This is a genomic window from Nocardia sp. NPDC059229 (genome assembly GCF_042754165.1).
Lineage (GTDB): Bacteria > Actinomycetota > Actinomycetes > Mycobacteriales > Mycobacteriaceae > Nocardia.
Genome location: NZ_JBHZAK010000004.1, coordinates 331,268 through 354,338, shown reverse-complemented (window position 1 = coordinate 354,338; position 23,071 = coordinate 331,268). Strand labels below are relative to the sequence as shown.

At 68.7% G+C, this 23,071-nt stretch carries 22 protein-coding genes; 14 read left to right on the top strand and 8 right to left on the bottom strand.

The genetic code is table 11. The annotated features are described in order from the left end of the window. The first annotated feature begins 11 nt into the window (after nucleotides 1-11). The 7 genes from ACFXHE_RS12935 (at nucleotide 12) to ACFXHE_RS12905 (ending at nucleotide 10,937) form a co-directional block, all read left to right on the top strand. A complete protein-coding gene (locus tag ACFXHE_RS12935) occupies nucleotides 12-956 on the top strand; it encodes a threonine/serine dehydratase (protein WP_354835310.1) in 945 nt (314 codons plus the stop codon). A gap of 130 nt (nucleotides 957-1,086) precedes the next feature. After that, complete coding sequence (locus tag ACFXHE_RS12930) at nucleotides 1,087-1,536, top strand: single-stranded DNA-binding protein (protein ID WP_354834641.1); 450 nt, start codon at nucleotides 1,087-1,089, stop codon at nucleotides 1,534-1,536. Between the two features lie 10 nt (nucleotides 1,537-1,546). Then, nucleotides 1,547-3,223 carry an energy-dependent translational throttle protein EttA gene (gene ettA, locus ACFXHE_RS12925; protein WP_379382639.1) on the top strand — a complete coding sequence of 559 codons (1,677 nt, stop codon included), beginning with the start codon at nucleotides 1,547-1,549 and terminating at the stop codon, nucleotides 3,221-3,223. 455 nt (nucleotides 3,224-3,678) lie between these two features. Next, complete coding sequence (locus tag ACFXHE_RS12920; RefSeq protein ID WP_379382637.1) at nucleotides 3,679-8,583, top strand: NAD-glutamate dehydrogenase; 4,905 nt, start codon at nucleotides 3,679-3,681, stop codon at nucleotides 8,581-8,583. 95 nt (nucleotides 8,584-8,678) lie between these two features. Beyond that, the gene (locus ACFXHE_RS12915) at nucleotides 8,679-9,074 is read left to right on the top strand and encodes an acyl-CoA thioesterase (RefSeq protein WP_379382851.1); all 396 of its coding nucleotides are present in this window, start codon (nucleotides 8,679-8,681) and stop codon (nucleotides 9,072-9,074) included. A gap of 31 nt (nucleotides 9,075-9,105) precedes the next feature. After that, nucleotides 9,106-9,762 (top strand): hypothetical protein, encoded by a 657-nt coding sequence (locus ACFXHE_RS12910; RefSeq protein ID WP_379382635.1) that lies wholly within the window; start codon nucleotides 9,106-9,108, stop codon nucleotides 9,760-9,762. 446 nt (nucleotides 9,763-10,208) lie between these two features. After that, nucleotides 10,209-10,937: a dienelactone hydrolase family protein gene (locus ACFXHE_RS12905; protein ID WP_379382634.1), complete on the top strand. Its 729-nt coding sequence runs from the start codon at nucleotides 10,209-10,211 to the stop codon at nucleotides 10,935-10,937. A 53-nt stretch (nucleotides 10,938-10,990) separates the two neighbouring features. On the opposite strand, the gene ACFXHE_RS12900 is transcribed toward ACFXHE_RS12905, so the two are convergent. Together ACFXHE_RS12900 and ACFXHE_RS12895 are read right to left on the bottom strand one after the other, a co-directional pair. Beyond that, nucleotides 10,991-11,308, bottom strand: a complete 318-nt coding sequence (locus tag ACFXHE_RS12900) for an AzlD domain-containing protein (protein ID WP_379382633.1) — start codon at nucleotides 11,306-11,308, stop codon at nucleotides 10,991-10,993. Nucleotides 11,309-11,351: 43 nt separating this feature from the next. Then, nucleotides 11,352-12,098: an AzlC family ABC transporter permease gene (locus tag ACFXHE_RS12895; protein WP_379382631.1), complete on the bottom strand. Its 747-nt coding sequence runs from the start codon at nucleotides 12,096-12,098 to the stop codon at nucleotides 11,352-11,354. A 62-nt stretch (nucleotides 12,099-12,160) separates the two neighbouring features. Between ACFXHE_RS12895 and ACFXHE_RS12890 the strand changes: the two genes are divergently transcribed. Then, nucleotides 12,161-12,811, top strand: a complete 651-nt coding sequence (locus ACFXHE_RS12890) for a helix-turn-helix domain-containing protein (RefSeq protein WP_379382629.1) — start codon at nucleotides 12,161-12,163, stop codon at nucleotides 12,809-12,811. 30 nt (nucleotides 12,812-12,841) lie between these two features. Here the strand turns inward: ACFXHE_RS12890 and ACFXHE_RS12885 are convergent, their stop codons facing one another. Next, nucleotides 12,842-13,204 (bottom strand): hypothetical protein, encoded by a 363-nt coding sequence (locus tag ACFXHE_RS12885; protein ID WP_379382627.1) that lies wholly within the window; start codon nucleotides 13,202-13,204, stop codon nucleotides 12,842-12,844. Between the two features lie 60 nt (nucleotides 13,205-13,264). Between ACFXHE_RS12885 and ACFXHE_RS12880 the strand changes: the two genes are divergently transcribed. Continuing rightward, a complete protein-coding gene (locus ACFXHE_RS12880; RefSeq protein WP_379382625.1) occupies nucleotides 13,265-13,720 on the top strand; it encodes a MarR family winged helix-turn-helix transcriptional regulator in 456 nt (151 codons plus the stop codon). A gap of 4 nt (nucleotides 13,721-13,724) precedes the next feature. On the opposite strand, the gene ACFXHE_RS12875 is transcribed toward ACFXHE_RS12880, so the two are convergent. Continuing rightward, the gene (locus ACFXHE_RS12875) at nucleotides 13,725-14,456 is read right to left on the bottom strand and encodes an HNH endonuclease (protein WP_354834668.1); all 732 of its coding nucleotides are present in this window, start codon (nucleotides 14,454-14,456) and stop codon (nucleotides 13,725-13,727) included. A 268-nt stretch (nucleotides 14,457-14,724) separates the two neighbouring features. On the opposite strand from ACFXHE_RS12875, the gene ACFXHE_RS12870 reads away from it, so the two are divergent. The 5 genes from ACFXHE_RS12870 (at nucleotide 14,725) to ACFXHE_RS12850 (ending at nucleotide 18,244) form a co-directional block, all read left to right on the top strand. Beyond that, nucleotides 14,725-15,129: a globin gene (locus tag ACFXHE_RS12870; RefSeq protein WP_379382623.1), complete on the top strand. Its 405-nt coding sequence runs from the start codon at nucleotides 14,725-14,727 to the stop codon at nucleotides 15,127-15,129. Between the two features lie 134 nt (nucleotides 15,130-15,263). Further along, a complete protein-coding gene (locus ACFXHE_RS12865; protein ID WP_379382621.1) occupies nucleotides 15,264-16,865 on the top strand; it encodes a glycoside hydrolase family 13 protein in 1,602 nt (533 codons plus the stop codon). 76 nt (nucleotides 16,866-16,941) lie between these two features. After that, complete coding sequence (locus ACFXHE_RS12860) at nucleotides 16,942-17,220, top strand: hypothetical protein (protein ID WP_328289985.1); 279 nt, start codon at nucleotides 16,942-16,944, stop codon at nucleotides 17,218-17,220. Continuing rightward, the gene (locus ACFXHE_RS12855; RefSeq protein WP_379382619.1) at nucleotides 17,207-17,674 is read left to right on the top strand and encodes a DUF5130 domain-containing protein; all 468 of its coding nucleotides are present in this window, start codon (nucleotides 17,207-17,209) and stop codon (nucleotides 17,672-17,674) included. Before ACFXHE_RS12860 ends, ACFXHE_RS12855 begins: the two co-directional genes overlap by 14 nt. 177 nt (nucleotides 17,675-17,851) lie before the next feature. Continuing rightward, entirely contained in the window at nucleotides 17,852-18,244 is a 393-nt protein-coding gene (locus ACFXHE_RS12850; RefSeq protein WP_379382617.1) for a helix-turn-helix domain-containing protein, read from the top strand. Nucleotides 18,245-18,313: 69 nt separating this feature from the next. Here the strand turns inward: ACFXHE_RS12850 and ACFXHE_RS12845 are convergent, their stop codons facing one another. The 4 genes from ACFXHE_RS12845 to pepN form a co-directional block, all read right to left on the bottom strand. Next, entirely contained in the window at nucleotides 18,314-18,904 is a 591-nt protein-coding gene (locus tag ACFXHE_RS12845; RefSeq protein WP_379382615.1) for a ClpP family protease, read from the bottom strand. Beyond that, complete coding sequence (locus ACFXHE_RS12840; protein WP_379382613.1) at nucleotides 18,901-19,503, bottom strand: ClpP family protease; 603 nt, start codon at nucleotides 19,501-19,503, stop codon at nucleotides 18,901-18,903. The genes ACFXHE_RS12845 and ACFXHE_RS12840 overlap by 4 nt, the downstream gene beginning before the upstream one ends. Before the next feature lie 81 nt (nucleotides 19,504-19,584). Then, nucleotides 19,585-19,974: a hemophore-related protein gene (locus ACFXHE_RS12835; RefSeq protein ID WP_354834689.1), complete on the bottom strand. Its 390-nt coding sequence runs from the start codon at nucleotides 19,972-19,974 to the stop codon at nucleotides 19,585-19,587. A gap of 189 nt (nucleotides 19,975-20,163) precedes the next feature. Then, nucleotides 20,164-22,755 (bottom strand): aminopeptidase N, encoded by a 2,592-nt coding sequence (gene pepN / locus ACFXHE_RS12830; RefSeq protein WP_379382611.1) that lies wholly within the window; start codon nucleotides 22,753-22,755, stop codon nucleotides 20,164-20,166. Between the last annotated feature and the right edge of the window lie 316 nt (nucleotides 22,756-23,071).

The following is a 23,071-nucleotide window of genomic DNA, read 5'->3' as shown; positions in this document are numbered from 1 at the left end:
ACGACGTCGCCATGGCGACCCGGAAAGTCAAGCGGCTCTACCGATCCGATGTGCGGCAGGCCCGCCGCCTGCTGCGCGGTCACACCCGCAAGACCCCCGTCTTCCACACCGACATCCTGGGACCGCGCGGCCCGGTCCCGGTGACCCTCAAGCTGGAACACCTCCAGCACGGCGGCACCTTCAAGGTGCGCGGCTGTCTCAACGCCCTGTTGCAGGCGCGCGGTGACCAGACCCATGTGGTGCTGGCCTCGGCCGGCAATGCCGGGATCGCGGCGGCGCTGGCCAGCGCGTTGCGCGGAATGTCGTGCACCGTGGTGGTTCCCGAGTCGGCCTCGCACACCAAGGTGGCGGCCATGTGGTCACACGGCGCCGAAGTGCTGTGGCACGGAACGACTTACGCCGAGGCGCACCGGTACGCCCGCCAGCTCGCGGCCGAGCGCGGCGCCATGCAGTTGCACGCCTACGATCTGCCCGAGATCGTGGCGGGCGCGGGTGTGGTCGGGCTCGAGATCGAGGAGCAGGTGCGGGGGAGACCGCCCGTGCTGGTCGCGGTCGGTGGCGGCGGTCTGGTCGCCGGTGTCGCGGCGGCGCTGGGGCTGCGTGGCCGGGTGATCGGGGTCGAGCCGCAGGGTGCGCCGACTCTGCACTCGGCGCTGGCGGCCGGGCACCCGGTGGATGTCGAGGTCTCCAGCGTGGCCTCGGATTCCCTGGGCGCGAACCGGATCGGCGATATCGCCATGGAGGTGGCGCAGCGCTATGCGGTGCGTTCCATCCTGGTCAGCGACGATGCCATCGTGATGGCACGCGAGTATCTGTGGCGCGAGTTCCGCATCGTGGTGGAGCCGGCCGGTGCCACGGCGGTGGCGGCGATCCAGAGCGGCGCGTACGTGCCGGCGCCGGGGGAGCGGCCGGTGATCGTGTTGTGCGGGGCCAATACCGACCTGGCGACGCTGTAGCGCGCCGCGAACCTATCCACACCCCGCGAGTTGTCCACACTCGCCGATTCGGTCCTGTCGCCGCCCGCGCCCGCGCGGGAACCTTGAGGTCAACGGCAGGCACAGGCTCGAATCGACAAGGGGGAGTGCAATGTACGAGGCGAACACCGCGGTGATCGGCCGGATCGTCACCCATCCGGTGCGGCGCGCGCTGCAGAACGGTGAACAGCTGTTGAGTTTCCGGTTGGCCAGTACTGCCCGCCGCTACGATCAGGGCGCGGGGGACTGGGTGGACGGTGGCACCCTGTACCTCACCGTAAACTGTTGGCGACGGGGGATCATCGAAGGAGTCGAGGCGTCACTGCAGCGAGGTGATCCGATCATCGCGTACGGGCAGCTGCGCTCGAACGAGTACACCACCCGAGATGGCGCGGAGCGCACCGACCTCGAGATGCGGGCCCTGGCGTTGGGTCCCGACCTGGGTCGTTGCACCGCCCCGGTGGTGCGCAAAACCTTCGGTCGAACCGACCGGACCGAACCCGTGGAACGGCTGTCCGTGGATGCGGACACTGCCGGAGAACCCGCTACTACACACAGTTAGGCTTGCCGATATGGCTGAGTTCATTTACCAGATGGTGAAGGTGCGAAAGGCGCATGGCGACAAGGTCGTGCTCGACAATGTGACCTTGAACTTCCTTCCCGGCGCCAAGATCGGTGTCGTCGGCCCGAACGGCGCGGGTAAGTCCAGTGTGCTGAAGATCATGGCGGGACTGGACCAGCCGAACAACGGTGATGCATGGCTCGCGCCGGGCGCGACGGTCGGCATCCTGCAGCAGGAGCCGCCGCTCAACGAAGAGAAGACCGTGCGCGGCAACGTCGAGGAGGGCCTCGGCGAGATCAAGGTGAAGCTGGACCGCTTCAACGAGATCGCCGAGCTCATGGCGACCGACTACTCCGATGAGCTGATGGAGGAGATGGGCAAGCTCCAGGAGGAGCTCGACCACGCCGACGCGTGGGATGTCGACTCCCAGCTCGAGCAGGCCATGGACGCGCTGCGCTGCCCGCCGCCGGACGAGCCGGTCACCAACCTCTCCGGTGGTGAGCGCCGTCGCGTCGCGCTGTGCAAGCTGCTGCTGAGCAAGCCCGACCTGCTGCTGCTCGACGAGCCCACCAACCACCTCGACGCCGAGTCGGTGCTGTGGCTGGAGCAGTTCCTCGCCAGCTACCCGGGCGCGGTGCTGGCCGTCACCCACGACCGGTACTTCCTCGACAATGTGGCGCAGTGGATCCTCGAGCTGGACCGCGGCCGCACCTTCCCCTACGAGGGCAACTACTCCACCTACCTGGAGAAGAAGGCCGAGCGCCTCGAGGTGCAGGGCAAGAAGGACCAGAAGCTGCAGAAGCGCCTGAAGGAGGAGCTGGCCTGGGTCCGCTCCGGCGCCAAGGCGCGGCAGGCCAAGAACAAGGCGCGTCTGGGCCGCTACGAGGAAATGGCCGCCGAGGCCGAGAAGATGCGCAAGTTGGACTTCGAGGAGATCCAGATCCCGGCCGGTCCGCGCCTGGGCAATGTGGTCGTCGAGGTCGACCACCTGGACAAGGGTTTCGGCGACCGGCAGCTGATCAAGGATCTGTCGTTCACCCTGCCGCGCAACGGCATTGTCGGCGTCATCGGCCCGAACGGTGTCGGTAAGTCGACGCTGTTCAAGACCATCGTCGGTCTGGAACAGCCGGACAGCGGCGCGGTGCGGGTCGGCGAGACGGTCAAGCTGAGCTACGTCGACCAGGGCCGCTCCGGCATCGATCCGAACAAGACGGTGTGGCAGGTGGTTTCCGACGGGCTGGACTTCATCCAGGTCGGCAATCAGGAAATGCCTTCCCGCGCTTACGTTTCGGCGTTCGGCTTCAAGGGTCCGGATCAGCAGAAGCCGGCCGGTGTGCTTTCCGGTGGTGAGCGCAACCGCCTGAACCTGGCGCTGACCCTCAAGCAGGGCGGCAACCTGATCCTGCTCGACGAGCCCACCAACGACCTCGATGTCGAGACCCTGAGCTCGCTCGAGAACGCGCTGGAGAACTTCGCCGGCTGCTCGGTGGTCATCTCCCACGACCGCTGGTTCCTCGACCGCACCTGTACCCACATCCTGGCGTGGGAGGGCACCGAGGACAACCCGGCCTCGTGGTTCTGGTTCGAGGGCAACTTCGAGGCATACGAGGCCAACAAGATCGAGCGCCTGGGTCCGGAAGCGGCGCGCCCGCACCGCGTCACCCACCGCAAGCTGACCCGCGGATAACGGGCCACCCCAACCGAATTCACCGCCGCCCTCACCCGCCGACGCGGGTGAGGTAGCAGGGTCGCGTCCGTCATCGGTCCGCTATCGAGCGCTGGATTCCGTACGGTCCATCGAAGAATGGCCGTTTGATCACCGTTTCGTCGGGCCGAAGACGTTTGCTGGACGGTTCGCGGCCCGCTGGATGGCGGGCCGTGACCGGCCAGATGAAAGGTTATCGAACAGCGAACTCAGCGGTTTCGCATTAGCAGTTGTGCGTGAAAACTGTTTTGGTGCAAGGTTTGTCGTATGCGACCTGGCGATATCGGACGAAGTCGGCGACGGCCGAACCGTCCGGTTCGTCCGTATGATTAGACGCGGCGCGGCATTGAGAGGAATTAAGCCCGGCAGTTCTTGCGCCCAGCTACTCTCGCATCGGCGTCACTTTGTTACGGAACCGAATCCGAGGAGTTGGCGAAATGACGGTCTCGTCCGAATTGTCCAGCGCGGCCTGGGCTGCGAGTTTGCCCGCGTCTCTGCGGGGCAATCTCGTATCCCTCGAGGAGGCGTACTTCCGCCACGTCGACGCCGGCGATGCTGACTGCGCGATCCCCGCGACATCCACCCACATCTTCCGCTGCCATCTGGATCTCGGCATCCAGCGCACCCCCGGCACCGCGAATGTCCGTGTGTACCATGCGGATGACGAGGCCGGGCTCGGCGTCGCCATCCAGCTCGTGACCGATGACATGCCACTGCTGGTCGAATCAGTGACCTCCTCGCTGAGCCGGATCGGCGTCAGCGTCAGTGAGGTCGTGCACCCCATCTTCGAGGTGACCCGAGACGCCGCGGGCCGCCTGGAGAAGGCGGTGCCGCACGAGGTCGACGCCAATGGCACCACGGGCCTGCCCGAGTCCTGGATGCACGTGCAGCTGCACCCCGCCACCAGCCGCGCCCAGCTCGAGCAGATCGAGACCGCGCTGCCCGACGTGCTCACCGACGTGCGCCGGGTCATCGAGGACACCGAGGCCATGCGCGAGGCACAGGAGCGGGTCGCCGCCGAGCTCGACTCCGCGGCCACCGCGGGCAGATCCGCCTTTCCCGCAACGGATCTCACCGACTGCGCCAACCTGTTGCGCTGGCTGGCCGACGGCCACTTCACCGTGCTGGGCTACGCCCGCTACGAGCGCAGCACCGTGGACGGTCAAGCCAAGTCCATCATCGTGCCGGAGACCAGCCTCGGCGTGCTGCGCCCCAATGTCGGCACCGACTTCCGGGTCCCCGACAACAGCGGCGACCAGCCGCTGCTCATGCTGACCCAGGGCCTCGTCCCGGCCACCGTGCACCGCGCGGTCTACCCGTACTTCGTCGGCGTCGCCGAGATGGACGAATCCGGTGCCGTCACGGGCGAGCACCTGTTCATCGGCGTCTTCACCGTCACAGCCCTGCACGCGAACGTGCTCGACATCCCCGTCATCGACCGCCGGGTGCGCTCCATCATCGAGTCCAGCGGCTTCGACCTGGACTCCTTCTCCGGCCAGGAGATGCTGGAGGTCATCCAGGCCTTCCCGCGCACCGAGCTGTTCTCCTCCGAAGGCGAGGCGCTGCGCCGCACCGCCAGCGCGGTGCTGAATGTCGGTATGCGCCGTCAGGTTCGGCTGTTCATGCGCATGGACGGCTACGGCCGCTTCGTGGCCTGCATGGTGTATCTGCCGCGTGACCGCTACACCACCCGCGTCCGGCTGGAGATGCAGGACATCCTGATGCACGAGCTGGGCGGCGCATCCATCGACTATTCGGCCCGCGTGTCCGAAAGTGATCTCGCCAGTGTGTATTTCACGGTCCGGCTGCCCGATCAGGGCACGGTGGCCGACACCGGCGAGCCCAACCGGCTGCGCATCCAGCACCTGCTCGCCGAGGCCAGCCGCACCTGGGACGACCACCTGCGCGACGAGGTGGCCAACTCCACCGTGCTCGACCCGGCGGTGGCGCAGCGCTACGCCGAGTCGCTGCCGGAGAGCTACAAGGAGGACTTCGAGCCCACCCGTGCCGTGGCCGACATCCTGCGGCTGCAGCGACTGCCCGACGGGGGCATCGACCAGCACCTGTACCGCTGGTCCGACTCGGCCCCGGGCTCTTGGCGTTTCACGCTCTACATCGGTGGTGGTGGCGGCATCTCGCTGAGCCAGGTGCTCCCGCTGCTGCAGAGCCTCGGCGTGGAGGTGATCGACGAGCGCCCGCACCACGTCGAGCGCGATCAGGGTCCGGAGCAGTGGATCTACGACTTCGGCCTGCTGGCCCGTCCCGAGCTGCTGCGCAGCGCCCTGGACCGGAACATGGACGCCGAACTGGTGGAGTCCGTGAACCGGCTCGACGTGCTCGACGCCCAGGTGCGCGGTTTACGCGAACGCTTCACCGAGGCGTTCGCAGCGCTCTGGTACGGCCGCGCCGAGGCCGACGGCCTCAATGAGCTGGTGCTGCGCGCCGGCCTGCACTGGCGCGGCGTCGCGATCCTGCGCGCCTACTCGAAGTACCTGCAGCAGGCCGGATTCCAGTACAGCCAGGCCGCCATCACCCGCGTGCTGCTGGCCTACCCGGAGGCGGCGAGCATGTTCGTCGAGCTGTTCACCGCGCTCTTCGATCCGGACTCGGCCAACCCCGACCATGCCACCGAGCTGGAGGCCGCGGTCCGCTACCGCATCGACGAGGTGGTGAGTATGGACGCAGACCGCATCCTGCGCGCCATCCTCGGCCTGATCAAGGCCACCCTGCGCACCAACTACTACGTCACCGACGCCGAGGGCACTGTGCGGGACTACCTGTCGTTCAAGGTGGAACCGCACGAGATCACCGAATTGCCCAAGCCCAGGCCGCAATTCGAGATCTTCGTCTACTCCCCGCGGGTGGAGGGCGTGCACCTGCGCTTCGGTCCGGTGGCGCGCGGCGGCCTGCGCTGGTCGGACCGCCTGGAGGACTTCCGCACCGAGGTCCTGGGCCTGGTCAAGGCGCAGGCGGTGAAGAACGCGGTGATCGTGCCGGTCGGCGCCAAGGGCGGTTTCGTGGTCAAGCAGCCGCCGGCCGCGACGGCCGATCCGGTCGCCGATCGGCAGGCGCTGCAGGCCGAGGGCATCGCCTGCTACCGCACCTTCATCTCCGGCCTGCTCGATGTCACCGACAATGTCGATCGCGCCACCGGCGCGGTGCTGCCGCCCGAGCGGGTGCTGCGCCGCGACGCCGACGACACCTACCTGGTGGTCGCCGCCGACAAGGGCACCGCGTCCTTCTCCGATATCGCGAATGATGTTGCCCTGCAGTACGGTTTCTGGCTCGGCGACGCCTTCGCCTCCGGCGGTTCGGTGGGCTACGACCACAAGGCCATGGGCATCACCGCCAAGGGCGCGTGGGAGAGCGTGAAGCGGCACTTCGCCGAGATGGATATCGACACCCAGTCGCAGGACTTCACGGTGGTCGGCATCGGTGACATGTCCGGTGACGTGTTCGGCAACGGCATGCTGCTCTCGCGCCACATCCGGCTGGTCGCGGCCTTCGATCATCGCCACATCTTCCTGGACCCGAACCCCGATGCCGCAACGTCTTTCGCCGAGCGCGAGCGCATGTTCGCGCTGCCACGCTCGTCGTGGGCCGACTACGACCGGTCCCTGATCAGCGAGGGCGGCGGGGTCTACGACCGAACGGTGAAGGCCATCCCGGTCACCGATCAGGTCCGCGAGACGCTCGGCCTGGCCGCCGACGTCGTCTCGCTGTCCCCGCCGGAGATGATCCGCGCCATCCTGCAATCCCCCGTGCAGCTGCTGTGGAACGGTGGCATCGGCACCTACATCAAGGCCAGTACCGAGACCAACGCCGAGGTGGGCGACAAGTCCAATGACGCGGTCCGGGTGAACGCGAACGCCCTGCGGGTCAAGGTGATCGGCGAAGGCGGCAACCTCGGCGTCACCGCTCTGGGCCGCATCGAGTTCTGCCGCCACGACGGCAAGATGAATACCGACGCGCTGGACAACTCCGCCGGTGTGGACTGCTCCGACCACGAGGTCAATATCAAGGTCCTGCTCGACGGCGTGGTCTCCTCCGGTGAGCTGCCCGCGGCCGAGCGCAATCCGCTGCTGGCCTCCATGACCGACGAGGTCTCCGCACTCGTGCTGCAGGACAACGTCTCCCAGAACATCCTTATGGGTATGTCCCGGGCTGAGGCCCCGCACATGCTCAATGTGCACCAGCGCGTCATCGAGCATCTCGAGGGACGCCGTGGCCTGGACCGCGAGCTCGAGGCGCTGCCGAGCGACGCGCAGATGAAGTATCGCGCCGAGGAGGGCACCGGCCTCACCTCGCCGGAGCTGTCGAATCTCATGGCGCACGTGAAGCTTTCGTTCAAGGCCGACTTGCTGGCCAGCGATCTGCCCGATATGGCCTACTTCTCCGCACGGTTGCCGCTGTACTTCCCGACCCCGCTGCGCACTCGCTTCGGGGTGGCCATCAAGCGGCATCGCCTGCGCCGGGAGATCACCGCCACGATGCTGGTGAACGAGGTGGTCGACCTGGGCGGCATCACCTATGCCTTCCGCCTGGGCGAGGAGATCGGGGCCTCGGCCTCCGACGCGGTCCGCGCCTTCACCGCGGCGACCCAGATCTTCGATCTGCACTCGGTGTGGGGTCGTATTCGCGCCGCGGAGATCTCCACCGGGATGAAAGACGTGCTGGAGCTGGAGACCAAGCGCACCCTGGACCGGGCCTCGCGCTGGCTGCTCAACAACCGCCCGCAGCCGGTCGCGGTGGGCGCCGAGATCCATCGCTACGCGCAGGGTGTGCGCACGCTCTCGCCCAAGGTGCCGGGCTGGCTGCGCGGTCACCATATCGACAGTCTCAATGCGCAGTCCCAGGCGATCGTCGAGCAGGGCGCGCCCTCGGAGCTGGCCACCGAGGTGTTCGGCCTACTGAACCAGTTCCCGCTGCTGGATGTGCTCGATATCGCCGACATCACCGATCGCAGCGGTGAGGAGGTGGGCGCGCTGTACTACGCGCTCAACGATCACCTCAAGATCGACTGGCTGTTGCAGGCGGTCAGCCACCTCGAGCGCGGTGATCGCTGGCACGCGCTGGCCCGGCTCGCGCTGCGCGACGACATGTACGGCTCGCTGCGCTCGCTCACCCTCGACGTGCTCTCCGGCGGTGACCCGGAGGAGACGGCCGAGGAGAAGATTGCATACTGGGAGTCCAAGAACCAGTCCCGGCTGGGCCGTGCGCGCTCTGCCCTGTCGGAACTGTTCGAGTCCGGAACCCACGATCTGGCCACGCTGTCGGTTGCGGCGCGGCAGGTGCGCAGCATGGTGAGTGGGGTGGGTGCGCAATCGGAGGTACCGCGTTGACGAGTGTCGGTTCGCTGAACGGCCAGGCGAAGACGGCAGCACCGAGTCCGGGGGAGTCCCCGGTTTCGGCCGAGCCGAAGCGTTTCCACACCACGGTGGAGGTGCGCTGGTCGGATATGGACGCCTTCCAGCACATCAACCATGCCCGCATGGTCACCCTGCTGGAGGAGGCGCGCATCCCGTGGCTGTTCCTGGATGAGCGACCGACGGTTGCGCTGCGGTCCGGCTGTGTGCTGGCCGATCTGCGGGTGCAGTACAAGGGCCAGCTCCGCCACGAGGATTCGCCGCTGGACGTGTCCATGTGGATCGACCGGTTGCGCGCGGTGGACTTCACCGTCGGCTACGAGGTGCGCGCCGCCGGCGCCGCCCCGGACTCCCCGCCGGCGGTGATCGCCTCGACCCAGCTGGCCGCCTTCGACATCGACACCCAGCGCCTACGCCGCCTCACCGCCGAGGAACGCGATTACCTCGCGCAGTGGCTGGCCGACTGACCGAGTACGACCGTTGTCGGGACAACTGACCATGCACGTTCCGGATCCCGCGGAACGCGAGAACCTGGCCACCTTCATCACGCACGCCGTCCGCCTCGACCCGGCGGCCGTCATCCGGCTGCGCCGACGCGGGAACCGCTACGTCTCCGCCTGGGCGACCACCGGATTCGAGGTGCTGGCGGTGCGCACGGTGGTGGCCGACCTCGGGATGGACGATGTGTCCGTCGGCGCGGACGCCGTCCTCGCCGGGCTGCACGGGCCGGACGCGGGCGCCGCGTTCGGGCTCGGCTATGCCATGGACTCCGCCTGGCGCGCCGCGCTGCCGCCGGAGGCGGGCTTCGTCCACGTGGAGGACGTGCCCGCCCGCATGCTCGTCGAATTGGCCGAGCGCGGAGCCGAATTGGCGCAGGAGCACGGCAGCCAGCACGGCCCGCCGGCCGCCCTGCTGGATCAGACGGTGCTGACCGTATCCGGCGGCGGCGAGCAGGTCGAGGTGCCCATGCGGGTGGTGTTCGCCCTCGCCGCCATGGATTTCATTCCGCACGGCGGCGAGAAGACCGACTCCCGCCGCATCCCGGTGGACGAGATCGTGCGGGTGCGTGCGGCCCGGACCTGGCTGCGCCTGGACGCCCGCTACGGTTCGGTGGCCCGCCGTCGCGGCCCCGCCCTGCCGCTGCTCCTGCACTGAGGCCATGCCGCTGCTCCCGCACGGAGGCCCTGCCGCTGCTCCCGCACGGAGGCCCTGCCGCTGCTCCCGCACGGAGGCCCTGCCGCTGCTCCCGCACGGAGGCCCTGCCGCTGCTCCCGCACGGGGGCTCTGCCGTCCTTCCGGCACCGAGTCCCGCCCGAACCCGCCCCCAATGCGCTGGGCACCGAATATCCTGGCTCGTAAGGTTTTTCGAGCCCGGCTAGGTTCGAGTCGGGCCGAACGCAACCACAGGGAGGGGCCATCATCATGACGATCCTGAGGTGCATTCTCGCAGGTGTGGCGCTGGGCATCGCCCTGCTGGCTCCGGCCTTCGCGCCCGCCGTGGGTGGCTGATACGACAGCCGGTCTGCCGGCCATCGGAATCGCGATGGCCGGCATAGCCGCAACGATTGGTCGCCCCGCCCGGTGCCGATTACCTTTGCGGCATGAGCGATGCCGCGATCGTGACCGAGTGGACCGACCTGAAGGTCGGCGATGCCGTGATGAGCGCCTACGTGGCCCGTCCGGCGGAACCGGGTGAGTATCCCGGAGTCGTTGTGGGACACGAGATCTACGGCCAGCACGCCACGGCGCGAGCGGCCGCCGACCGCCTGGCGTCCCTGGGCGTCATCGCCGTCCTGCCGGACCTGTTCCACCGCGTCGCGCCGCGCGCCGAGCTGGAATTGCACGTCGACCGGGAACGTGGCCTGGAACTGCTGCGCACCCTGACCCGTCCCGGGGTGGTCGACGATGTCTCGGCCTGTCTCGACGAATTGCGCGGCCGCGGCGCGGTCTCGCTGAACATGGTCGGCTTCAGCGCGGGCGGGCACGTCGCCTACTACGCCGCCACTCAACTTCCGCTGGCTGCCACCGCCGCGTTCTACCCGGGTTGGCTCACCAATACCGATATCCCGCTGTCCACACCCGAACCCACCGTCGAAGCCACCCCCGGCATCACGGGCCGGGTCGTATTGTTCTTCGGCGGTGAGGATCCGCTGATCGATGCCGAGGCTCGCGACGAACTCGAAGAGGCGCTGAGCACGGCCAATATCCAGCACGAGATCGTGGTCTACGACGACGCCCCGCACGGCTTCCTCTTCCCCGGCCGCGATTGGTACCGGCCCGAGGTCGCCGAGGACTCCTGGGCCCGGCTCGCGGACCTGCTGCGCGGCTAACGAATTCGGCACGCCGAGGACTCGCTCCTCAGCAGACACCGAGGACTCTTTCCTCAGTGCACGCCGAGCATCCGCAGTCCCGCCGTGACCACCGCCGCGGAGAGGATCACCACCAGCAGCGGCGCGCGCTTCCACGCCAGCCCCGCCGCGACCAGCACGCCCGCGGGCAGCGCCCAGCCGAATTGGCCGCTGCCCGTGGGCACCAGCGTGGTGACCGCCAGCGCGGTCAGCAGCACGACCGACGCGATCTCCAGCAGCCGGATGGTGCGCGGCGAAATCTTGACCCGGCTGCGCAACAGCGGCCCGGCGAATCGGAAGGCGAAGGTGCCCATGGCCAATGCCATGGCACCCACCAGAAGAGTCTTGGTCATCGGCGCGCGCTCCTGGAGCCGAGCCGTCGAAAGATCGCCCGCATCACACGGTCCCGGCCGCAGCGGTGGTGCTCTCGGTCCTCGCCGCCTGATCCGCGTTCGCGGTGGTGGTGGCTTCGCTCGCGCCCGCGCGGCGCACGACCAGCAGTACCGCGGTCAGGGCGAGCAGTACCGGCAGCCCCGCGCCCAGGAACGGCGTGGTCGCCGCGGCGACCACTGCGCCGGCCAGAGCGGCTGTGCGGGTGAGAGGTTCGCGCAGGGCGGGCAGCACCAGCGAGAACAGCACGGCCGGGAGGATGGCGTCCAGACCGAACGCATTGGGGTCCGGCACCACCGCGCCGAGTATGGCGCCGAGCGCCGCGCCCAGCGGCCACGCGGCCAGCACCGAGAGCCCGCACACCCAGTAGGCGGCGCGCCGCCGATCCCGATCCGGCTGGGCCAGGGCCATGGCCACCGATTCGTCGTTCATGACGTGGGTGCCCAGCAGCCGCCGCCAGCCGGTGCCGACCACATCGGGCACGGACAGTCCGTAGGGCAGGTGCCGGGCGTTGACCAGCAGTCCCGCCAGCACGGCGGCGACCAGCCCGCCGCCAGCGGTGAGAATGCCGATGAAGACGAATTCCGAGCCGCCGGCCACGACGGCGACGCTCATGAGCACCGGCAGCCAGCCGGGCAGTCCGGAGGTCACCGCGGTAGCGCCGTAGGATACGCCGATCATGGCGACTGCCAGGCAGATCGCCGCGATACCTGTGAGCACACTCCGATCGAGTGTTCGCCATGCCGAACGCATGTTTTCTATAATGAACACAACCGGCCAGGTTCGTCAAAGGGACGTGCCGACATCCCGGTACTGTGAACGCCACCATGACCCAGCAGTCCGACCGCTCCGAGCCTGTGTCTGCCCAGCAGGTGCCCGAGTCTCCCCCGCAGGCGCCGGCGTCCCCGCAGCAGGCGCCCGCGTCGCCGCAGGAGGCGATCGCCGCCGCTCTGCGCCGGGAGCGGGCTCGCTCCGGACTCTCGCTGACCGAGGTCGCCCGTCGCGCCGGGATAGCCAAATCCACACTGTCCCAACTGGAATCGGGCTCCGGCAACCCCAGCATCGAAACGCTGTGGGCGCTCTGCCTCGCCCTCGACATCCAGTTCTCGCGGCTGCTGGATCCCCCGACCCCGCAGGTTCAGGTGATCCGCGCGGGTGAGGGTCCGGTCCTCGCCTCGGCGCGGTCCGAGTACCGGACCACCCTGCTCGCGGCCTCCCCGCCCGCGGCCCGCCGTGACGTCTACCGCGTCACCGCCGAACCCGGCCACCCCCGTGACTCCGCCCCGCACTCCCGCGGCGTCGTCGAGCACATCGTGCTGTGCGCCGGTCGCGCCAAGGTCGGGCTCGCCGAGGATCCGGTGGAACTCGGGCCCGGCGACTACATCTGCTACCCCGGCGATCTGCCGCACGTCTTCGAGGCCCTCGAGCCGGGCACCTGGGCTCTGCTGGTCAGTGAATACAGCTGATCTGCGAATCCGGCTGCCGCACAGCTGATCTCACCGACCGGCCACCCACCAGGCGGACAGCAGGTGCACGGCCGCCAATCCGACGCAGGTGGCCGCCATCGGCCAGTTGCGCCGTCCCGCACCGATAACCGCGTCGCCGATCTGAGCCAGTCCGGCGACTACCAGGATCGGCGCGAGTCCGCTCCGGGCCCCGACCGCGAGCAGGATCAGCATCACGACGCTCAGCGGCACCGCCCGCGCCCCGTACGCATACGCGAAAAACAGTGTGCCCGTATTGATCTGGCCACCGTCCGGCACCGCCATCGCGGGCCGCGCCATGCCCACCACGCTGGAGACTCCCGAGATCAAGGCGACCGCCGCGTTCGCGATGGCGATTCCGGTGTACGCGTCCATTTCCTTCACTCCCTAAATCATTCAGAGTCTGAATGTTTCGAGGGAAGTATCATCTGACCCGTGAACGATGTCAAGAAGCCGACCGGACTCCCGAAGACCGTCTCGTTCCGGCTGGGCACGGTGGGTTCGGTGGTCGCCGACCGCTTCGCCGCACGCATCGAAACCCTCGATCTGAAGCCCAAGCACGCGGGGCTGATGACCGCGCTCAGCCACGACGAGGCCGCGTCACAGCAGGAATTGGCGGGCCGGCTCGGCGTCGCGCCGAGCCTGGTGGTGGCGCTGGCCGATCATCTGGAACGACTCGGCGCGATCGAGCGCGTGCGTGATCCCGGGGACCGGCGCCGGCAGGTGCTGACGCTCACCGGGCACGGCTACGCGCTGCTGGCGGAATGCGAAAAAGCCGCGCGAGACCTCGACGACGAACTCACCGCCGGGCTGACCGCCAAGGAGCGCACGGCCTTCCTGCGCGCGCTCGGCGTACTGGCCGCCGAAGCCGGTCTGCCCACGGGGGAGTGACGCGTCAGGCCGCGCCCTCGCCGAGGTACTGCAGCCACATCGGATCCAGTTCCGAGCTGGCCGACAGCAACCGCCAGTGTGGACCCTTCGGCGCGACCATCGGATGATGCAGCGTCCAGCCCAGTTCGCTCAGGAGCTTGTCGGCCTTGCGGTGATTGCAGGGGGCGCAGGACGCGACGCAGTTCTCCCACGAGTGGGCGCCGCCGCGGCTGCGCGGAATGACGTGATCGATGGTTTCGGCCTTGCCGCCGCAGTAGGCGCAGCGGTAGCGGTCGCGATGCATGAGGGCGGCTCGGGTCATGGGTACCCGTGCCCGGTAGGGGACGCGCACGTAGTTGCGTAGTCGGATGACCGAGGGGAGCGCCACCGAGGTGCCGGCCGAATGCACGACCGGACCCTCCGGATTGTCGTGCACGGTGTCGGCCTTGTCGCAGATCAGCAGCACGATGGCGCGACGTGCGGACAGGGCGGTGAGCGGCTCGTACGTGGCGTTCAGCAGCAGCACGCGGCGTTTGGCCCAGGCGGGAACGGGTGCTGCGGTGGGCGGATGATGCGCGTGCTCGCGGTGGTCGCCCGGATGGGCGGGCTCGGGATGAGCGCCCAGGTGATGCTCGGAATGAGAATGTTCGGACAGCAAGTGCAGCGGAGTAGCCCCCGACCCACGATTGTGGACGTCGGCGGGCTGGAGTTGTCGGTGGGTCCGCGCCTCGTGTCGGGCGCCGTGCCGCTGCTTCATGGGCCATACCCCGGTTTCGTATTCGTCCGATTGTGTGGTATCTCGGCAGACTGCCACCCAGTTGACCATGACTTGCCGCATATTGCACGGTGATTTCGCACATTGTCGGGCACATTCGGATGAACGGGACGTGACAATCGTGCACGCGGGCCGGCCGGGTGTCGAGAAACGCTGTTCCGAGCTGCGAACGGTGTGCTCGGAGGCGTCGATCGGCCGCCATCGAGGGTGCACCCGGGCCGGACGTCGCGGGAGTGGGCACAATGGGGACGTGACTTCCGGCGAGCAGACTGCAACCTCCTTCTATCAAGCCGTGGGCGGCGAGGAGACGTTCCATCGGATCGTCGCGGCGTTCTACCGCGAGGTGGCGCAGGACGAGGTGTTGCGGCCGCTGTATCCGGAGCAGGACCTGGGCCCGGCCGAGCGACGCCTGCGGATGTTCCTGGAGCAGTACTGGGGCGGGCCGCGGACCTACTCCGACGAGCGCGGGCATCCGCGCCTGCGGATGCGGCACATGCCGTTCAAGGTCGGGCCGATCGAGCGGGACGCGTGGCTGCGGGCCATGCGCATCGCGGTGGCGGAGATCGAGCCGGAGGTGCTCGACGACGCGCACCGGCAGCAGCTGCTCGACTACTTCGAGATGGCCGCGAATTCGCTGATTAACTCGCCTTTCTGAGTTGGATCCGTAGAAATACCAGCGCCTCACAGTGGTTCCGGGCGCCCGCAGCTGTCCGCTGATCATTTGCTGAAACTGGACAAGTCCATTCGACGTGACCGCGAAAGTCACTGTGCTTTGGCACCATTACGGCTGTGACTGATTTTTCCGCCGCAGCCGGGGGCGGGGCCGGTCCGGCTCCGTGGTGGCGATCGGCTGTGTTCTACCAGGTGTACCCGCGTTCCTTCGCCGATTCCGGCGGTGACGGTGTCGGTGATCTGGGTGGACTGCGTGACCGTCTGGGATATCTCGAGCTACTCGGGGTGGACGCGCTGTGGATCTGCCCGGTGATGCGCTCGCCCATGGCCGACGGCGGCTACGACGTGTCGGACCCGCGCGATATCGACCCGCTGTTCGGCGGCCTCGGCGCGCTGGACGAGATCATCGCCGAGGCGCACGACCGGGCCATGCGGGTGACCATGGACCTGGTGCCCAACCACACCAGCGATCAGCATCCGTGGTTCCGGGCGGCGCTGGCGGCGGGGCCGGGGAGCCCGGAGCGGGCGCGGTACTTCTTCCGCGACGGCCGCGGGCCGGACGGCGCTGTGCCGCCGAACAACTGGCCGAGCATCTTCGGTGGTCCGGCCTGGACCCGGGTGATCGAACCGGACGGTAGACCGGGGCAGTGGTACCTGCACATCTTCGCCGCCGAACAACCCGACCTGAATTGGGAAAACTCTGAGGTCGCAGCCGATTTCGAACAAACCCTGCGGTTCTGGCTGGACCGCGGCGTGGACGGCTTCCGGATCGACGTGGCGCACGGCATGGCCAAACCCCCGGGCCTGCCCGATATGGAGCGCGTCGACACGCGGATGCTCCACCTCGAGGACGACGATCCGCGCTTCAACAACCCCGGCGCGCACGACATCCACCGGCGGATCCGGAAGGTGATGGACGAGTATCCGCATGCGGTCGCCATCGGCGAGGTGTGGGTCGACGACAACACCCGCTTCAGCGAATACGTCAGGCCCGACGAACTGCACCTGGCCTTCAATTTCCGGCTCGCCCAGACGCCCTTCCGGCCGGATCGGATCCGCGCGGCCGTGGACAATTCGCTGCGCGCGGTGTCCGGGGTCGGCGCGACGCCCACCTGGACGCTGTCCAACCACGACATCGAGCGCGAGGTCACCCGCTACGGCGGCGGGCCCGTCGGGCAGGCGCGGGCGCGGGCCATGATCCTGCTGGAGCTGGCGCTGCCGGGCAGCGTATTCGTCTACAACGGAGCCGAATTGGGGCTGGCCAATGTGGACGACCTCCCCGAGTGGGCGCTGCAGGACCCCACCTGGGAACGCTCCGGGCACACCGAGCGCGGCCGGGACGGCTGCCGGGTGCCGCTGCCGTGGGAGGGGGAGTCGCCGCCGTTCGGGTTCACGACGGGGGTGCCGTGGCTGCCCATGCCGCCGGAGTGGGCGGCGCTGACCGTGGAGGCGCAGCTGGAGCGACTGGATTCCATGCTGTCGCTGTACCGGATGGCGATCGAATTGCGGGCCGTCCGGCCGGAATTCGGGGGGTTCGGGCTGGAGTGGTACGCGAGTCCGCCCGGCTGCCTCGCGTTCCGGCGCGAGGGCGGTCTGCTGTGCGTGCTCAATGCCACCGATTCGCCGATCCTGCTCCCCGCGGGTGAGGTGCTGCTGGCGAGCGCGGCGATCAATGCGCGGCGGGAACTTCCGGCGAACTCGACGGCCTGGCTGGTCTGAAAGAGGTTTGTCACGACACGGCCGCATAACCCTTACCGGTCGTAGTAGTCACATGGGCATCGACTACCGTTGGCCCGTGAGCATTCTCCAGACAGTGCTGATCTACGTCGGCATCCCGGTCGCGATCTATCTGGTGATCGCCGGATTGTCGTTCCTCGGCAAGCCGCTGCCCGGCAAGAAGCCGGAACACTACGAACTCGGTGCGAAGTGGACCCAGCCCCCGGTGCTGTGGAGCGCGACCGACGAGGTGACCGGATCCGGCCACCACGACACTGCTGATTCGCATGGTGACCATGCGGCTATCGAATCCGCCCACGCGGAGCTGATCGGAGGCCGGGCAAGTGGCAAGTTCTAATTGGCCCGCGGTGGACGAGGCCGACCTACCCCACGGTTACGCGATCACCACGAGTGGACGCGTCTCCGGTGTGCACGAGGCCGGCGACGTCTTCAAGGAGGCGCCGTTCAGCGACCGCGAGCGGCTGCTCATGGACAATGCGCTCACCGACGCCACCCGCGCCACCAAGGTGCGTTTCAACGTCTACATCGGTGACCTGGGCTCCGACTCGGCCGCCGGCGTGGACGCCCTGTTCCCCTCCACCCCCGAGGCCGCCCGCTCGGTGCTCATCGCGGTGGACCCGAACACCAACTCCGTCGAGGTGCGCTCCGGCCGCGACGTCGCCGAACGCGCCAACGACCGCGTCTGCCAGCTCGGCGCCACTGCCGCCACCAGCTCCTTCCGCCAGGGCGAGCTGATCGACGGCCTGGTCTCGGCCGTGCGCGTGATGGCCGCCGCCATCGGACGGGTCTAGCCGACTCTCGGCTCTTCTCGGGGGCTTCGCCCCTGAAACCCCAAGGGACGTTTGGGGGCTCAGCCCCCAAACCCCGAGGGGTGAAGGTCGCGCACCGACCCCCGCACGCCCCGACCGACATTTCGCCCTGAGCAGATCGGGGCGCGGGGGCGGGGTGGGGGAATTTACGCTCGGGAGATGGCCGAGCATCCGCGTTTGCAAGCAATTCCCGGTGGTCTCGACGAAGGGGCCGGAGTGGTGCGACGTGCAGTGCGTCCGGCGCCGGTGCGCGAGCCGCTGTGGCGGGAGGCACTCGGCGGTCAGCTGCGCTCGCTTCGGCTGGAGCGGGGGGAGAAGCTGACGGAAACGGCTGGGCGGGCGGGTATTTCGCCGCAGTATCTGTCCGAGGTCGAACGGGGGCGCAAGGAGCCGTCCAGCGAGATGATCGCGGCCTTGGCGGGGGCTCTGGGCACCAGTTTGGGTTCGCTCACACGGCAGGTGGCCGAGGACCTGCTTCGCGCCCGTCCCGCCCCGGCTCGGCACCCGGCCATCTCGCCGCTTGCGATCTCCCCCGTCCTGCTGGCCGCCTGATTCACGAGCATGCGTTGGCGCACCTGCCTTTTCGGCGTTGTGCGTGCACCAGCGCATGCTCGTCGGCGTTCAGGCGCGGGGGCCCAGGAGATGGTCGGCCAGGCCGTAGTCGAGCGCCGTTTGCGCGGTGAAGACCCGGTCCCGATCGGTGTCGCGGCGCAGGGTTTCCGCGGACTGGCCGGTGTGGGTGGCGAGGATGGCTTCGATCTGGGCGCGCATGCGGACGATTTCGTCGGCCTGCAGGATCAGGTCGGGGATGGTGCCCTGACCTCGAATCGCGGGCTGGTGCAGGACGATTCGAGAGTGCGGGAGGACATTGCGGCGCCCCTTCGCGCCGCCGGCCAGCAGCACGGCGCCCACCGCGATCGCCTGACCGACGCAGGTGGTCACCACGGGCGACTGGATGTGCTGCATGGTGTCGTAGACCGCGAGCATGGCCGGCAGGTCGCCGCCCTCGCAGTTGATGTAGAGGTTGATGTCCTGGCCCGGGCTTTCCGCGTCCAGGTGGAGGAGCTGGGCGATCAGGGCATTGGCGACACCGGAGTCGATGGGCGTGCCGAGATAGACGATGCGTTCGGTGAGCAGATGCGAGTAGACGTCCATGATCCGCTCCCCGCGCGGGTCGCGGGCGATCACATTCGGAATCGTGTAGCTGCTCATGCCGAGATCCCCAGCTTCTGGCGCTGCGGGACGACCTCGTGGAAAGAGTCCACGATGCCGTCGATGAAGCCGTACTCGCGGGCCTGCGTCGCGGTGAACCAGCGGTCGTGCAGGGAGTCCTCGAAGACCTGGTCGTAGGGCTGGCCGGTGTCGGCGGCGATCAGGCCGAGCACGGTCTGCACGGTGTAGCGCAGGTCGTCGGCCTGCACCTCCACCTCGACGGCACTGCCGCCGATGCCCGCCGAACCCTGGTGCATGAGGATGCGGGCGTGCGGCAGGGCGTAGCGGTGCCCGGGTGTCCCCGCCGACAGCAGGAATTGTCCCGCGCTGCAGGCCAATCCGAGGGCCAGTGTGGACACCGTGCCCGGCACCAGTCGCATGACGTCGCGGATGGCGAGCATGGCGGGCACGGACCCGCCGGGCGAGTGAATCCACAGCGAGATGTCGGCCTCGGGGTCCTCGGCCGCCAGCGTGAGCAGCTGGGTCATGAGCAGGGTGCCGTTGTCGTCGTCGAGCGGTCCGTCCAGTACGAGCACCCGGCGGGCGAAGAGTTGTTCCCTGGTGTGCCAGTTGAACATCGGAGTCTTGTTCTCTGCCATGCCTTCACGGTGCCGCAGCGGACCGCCGGAAGTCCTGCCGCGCTGCTGTGGGCGGATCCGCCCACAGCAGCGCCTGCCGGGCTAGTGCCGGTGGCAGGTGTCGGCGACGCGGTCGAACTTGGCACGCACGGGTTCGCTACCGGGGGCGTGGTCGTGGCGGATCTGCTCGATGCGGTCCTCGACGTCGGGGTACTGGGACACGATGCGGAAGAAGGACTCGGGCCGGGCCTCGGGCGGCAGCTGGTACATCACGGCGAGCCCGGAGGTGAGTTCCGGGTGGCCGTCGATGAGCCGGGCCAGCACCGGATCCTGATCGTTGAGCGTGGTGTCGATCTGGGCCCAGCTGCAGGTGGAACGGGTGAGCGAGTCATCGTCGTCGGCGGCCGCCACCCCGGTGCCGGAAAGCACTGCGGCGGAGCAGATTCCGGTGACGGCGAGAGCGGCGGCGGCGTGACGGGTCCAGGATGTCATGGTGGATGGCCTCATTCGGTCGGGATGGCTTGCGGCACCGATCATGTCGGACTCCAGGCCCTGCAGACCCCGTCCGTCGGGGGTTCTTCAGCGACTCTTCAGTCGGCGGCCCCACACCGCCGACAGCCCCTCCCGAATGGATTCGGGAGGGGCTGTCGGCGGTCGAAATATGCTGCCGTGCAGCGCTTTCTAGCTGCGGTCGAAGGCGCGAGCGCGCAGCGAGCGCTCGATGCCCGCCTTGCCCTCCACCACCAGGCGGCGCAGCGCCGGCGGGTGGTCACCGGCGAGGAACTTGTCGGCCACCGCGACGGCCTCCTCGGTGACGGCCCAGTGCGGGTACAGCCCCACCACGACCGTCTGGGCGACTTCGCTGGACCGCCGCTCCCACACCGCCGCGATCTCGGCGAAGTAGCGCTCCACGTACCGGGCCAGCAGCGCGGCCTGGCCCGCCGGGGCGAAACCGTTGACGATGGCGCGCGCGGTGATGTTCGGCACCGTGTCGTCGCCCATGACGGTGTCCCACGCCGATTCCTTGACCGCCGCCTGCGGGCGGGCGGTGGCCGCGGCCGCGGCCTGGCGGCGGCCCGCGGCGGTGTCGTCGCGCGTGAGTTCCGCATCGATGACCGGGGTTTCGATGCCGTCGGCGTCGATGGCCCCCGCGGCCGCGAGCGCCTGGGTGATGCGCCAGCGCAGGTCGGTGTCGACGGTCAGGCCCGGCAGGCCGACGCCCTCCGGGTCATCGGCGTGCAGCCGGCGCAGCACCTCGATGTGCTGCGGCGAGAGCAGCGCGCCGGTCAGCGCGTTGACGAACGCCAGCTGGTGGTCCGAGCCCGCACCGGCGGCGCGGGCCAGTTCCAGCAGGCGGTCGGCGTAGGCGGGCCAGCCCTCGGCGCGCGCCCACTCGGGGTCGGCGTAGGCGCCGAGTGCGGTGCCGGCCTGCATGAGCAGCCGCTGGACGACGCCGATCTCGGTTTCCGCGCCGACGCCGCGCTGCACCAGCGCGACGAAGTCGCGGGCCTTCATCTCGGCCTGCCGGGTCATCTCCCAGGCGGCCGACCAGGCCAGCGTGCGAGGCAGCGGCTCGGCGATATCGGCGATGCGCGCCACCACCGTGTCGAGGGAGCCGGCGTCCAGGCGGACCGAGCAGTAGGTGAGGTCGTCGTCGTTGACCAGCACCAGCTTGCCGCGGCCGACGCCGACCAGCTCGGGCACCTCGGTGCGCTCGGCCGGATCGATGTCGAGCTCGACGCGCTTGGTGCGCACCAGCTTTCCGTCCTGGTCGTCGTAGACGCCGATGGCCAGGCGGTGCACGCGGCGCTCACCGGCGCCGGGCTCCGCGCCCTGCTGGACGACCGCGAAGGACGCGAAGTTGCCGTCCGTGTCGACGGTGAAGTCCGGGCGCAGGATGTTCAGGCCGGTGGTCTTGAGCCACTGCGCGCCCCAGTCGGACAGGTCGCGGCCGGATGCCTTCTCCAGCGCGCCCACCAGATCGTCGAAGGCGGCGTTGCCGTAGGCGTGTTCGGTGAAGTAGTCGCGCAGACCGGCCAGGAACGGCTCCTCACCGACGTAGGCCACCAGCTGCTTGAGCACGGAAGCGCCCTTGGCGTAGGTGATGCCGTCGAAGTTCACCTCGACCGCGGCCAGGTCCGGGATGTCGGCGGCGATCGGGTGGGTCGAGGGCAGCTGGTCCTGCCGGTACGCCCACGACTTCTCGACATTGGCGAAAGTGGTCCAGGCATTGGTGTATTCGGTCGCGCCGACCTGGCACAGCACCGAGGCGAAGGTGGCGAACGACTCGTTCAGCCACAGGTCGTCCCACCATTTCATGGTGACCAGGTCGCCGAACCACATGTGCGCCATCTCGTGCAGCACGGTCTCGCAGCGGCGCTCGTAGGAGGCGCGAGTCACCTTGGAGCGGAAGACGTAATCCTCGAGGAAGGTGACCGCGCCCGCGTTCTCCATGGCGCCCGCGTTGAATTCGGGCACGAACAGCTGGTCGTACTTGCCGAAGGCGTAGGGCACACCGAAATTGGTGTGGTAGAAGCCGAAGCCCTGCTTGGTCTCGGTGAAAAGCCGTTCGGCGTCCATGAATTCGGCCAGCGAGGCGCGGCAGTAGATGCCGAGCGGGATCTCGCCGTGCGAATCGCTGTAGGAGTCGGTCCACTTCGCGTACGGACCGGCGATGAGTGCGACCAGGTAGGTGCTCATGCGCGGGGTGGTGGCGAAGGTGTGGCGGACCACGGTGCCGATGGTGTGGGTGTCGGCGACCGCGCCGTTGGAGATGACCTCCCAGTCCTCGGGCGCCGTGACGATCACGTCGTAGGTGGCCTTGAGGTCGGGCTGGTCGAAGCAGGCGAACATGCGCTTGCAGTCGGCGGTTTCGAACTGCGAGTACAGGTAGACCTTGTTGTCGGTGGGGTCGACGAAGCGGTGCAGGCCCTCACCGGTGTTCGAGTATTCGCCGTCGGCCTCGACGACGAGCTCGTTGTTCGCGGCCAGGTTCGGCAGGGTGAGGCCCTGCTCCTCGTCGTAGCCGCTCACATCCAGGGCCACGCCATTGAGCACGGCCGAGCGCACACCCGCGCCCACGAAGTCGATGAAGGTCTGCGCACCCGGGGTCGCGGTGAAGGTCACGGTGGACTTCGAGTGGAAGGTCTCACGGCGCGGCTCTTCGGCACCGGTGGGCTGTCCGGTCAGGTCCAGTTCGACCCGATAGTTCTCCACCTGGACCGTCGCGGCGCGTTCGATCGCCTGCTCGCGGGTGAGATTCGGTGCGGACAAGGGGGCTCCTTAGCTCTCGGAGAACTTCTGCCGTGCAGGTGCACCCGGCTCGCTGAGCGGCGCTGCCCAGGGCTCGGTGCGGGATGCGATGCGCCCGCGCTAGGCATCGAGCGGACCGAACAATTCTCCACTCGCGACCCGGCGCGGACACGACGTTCCCCACAATGCCACGTCCCGCCGACCCGTGGCGTGGGCCCGGGGGGGGCGGGGGGTTCCCGGCCCCGCCGGGCCGGTGGGGCCCGGGGCGGGGGCTCGGGGGGTGGCGCCGGGGGCGGGGGGGCCGGGGGCCGGGGCGTAACGGAGGGGGGGGGCCACA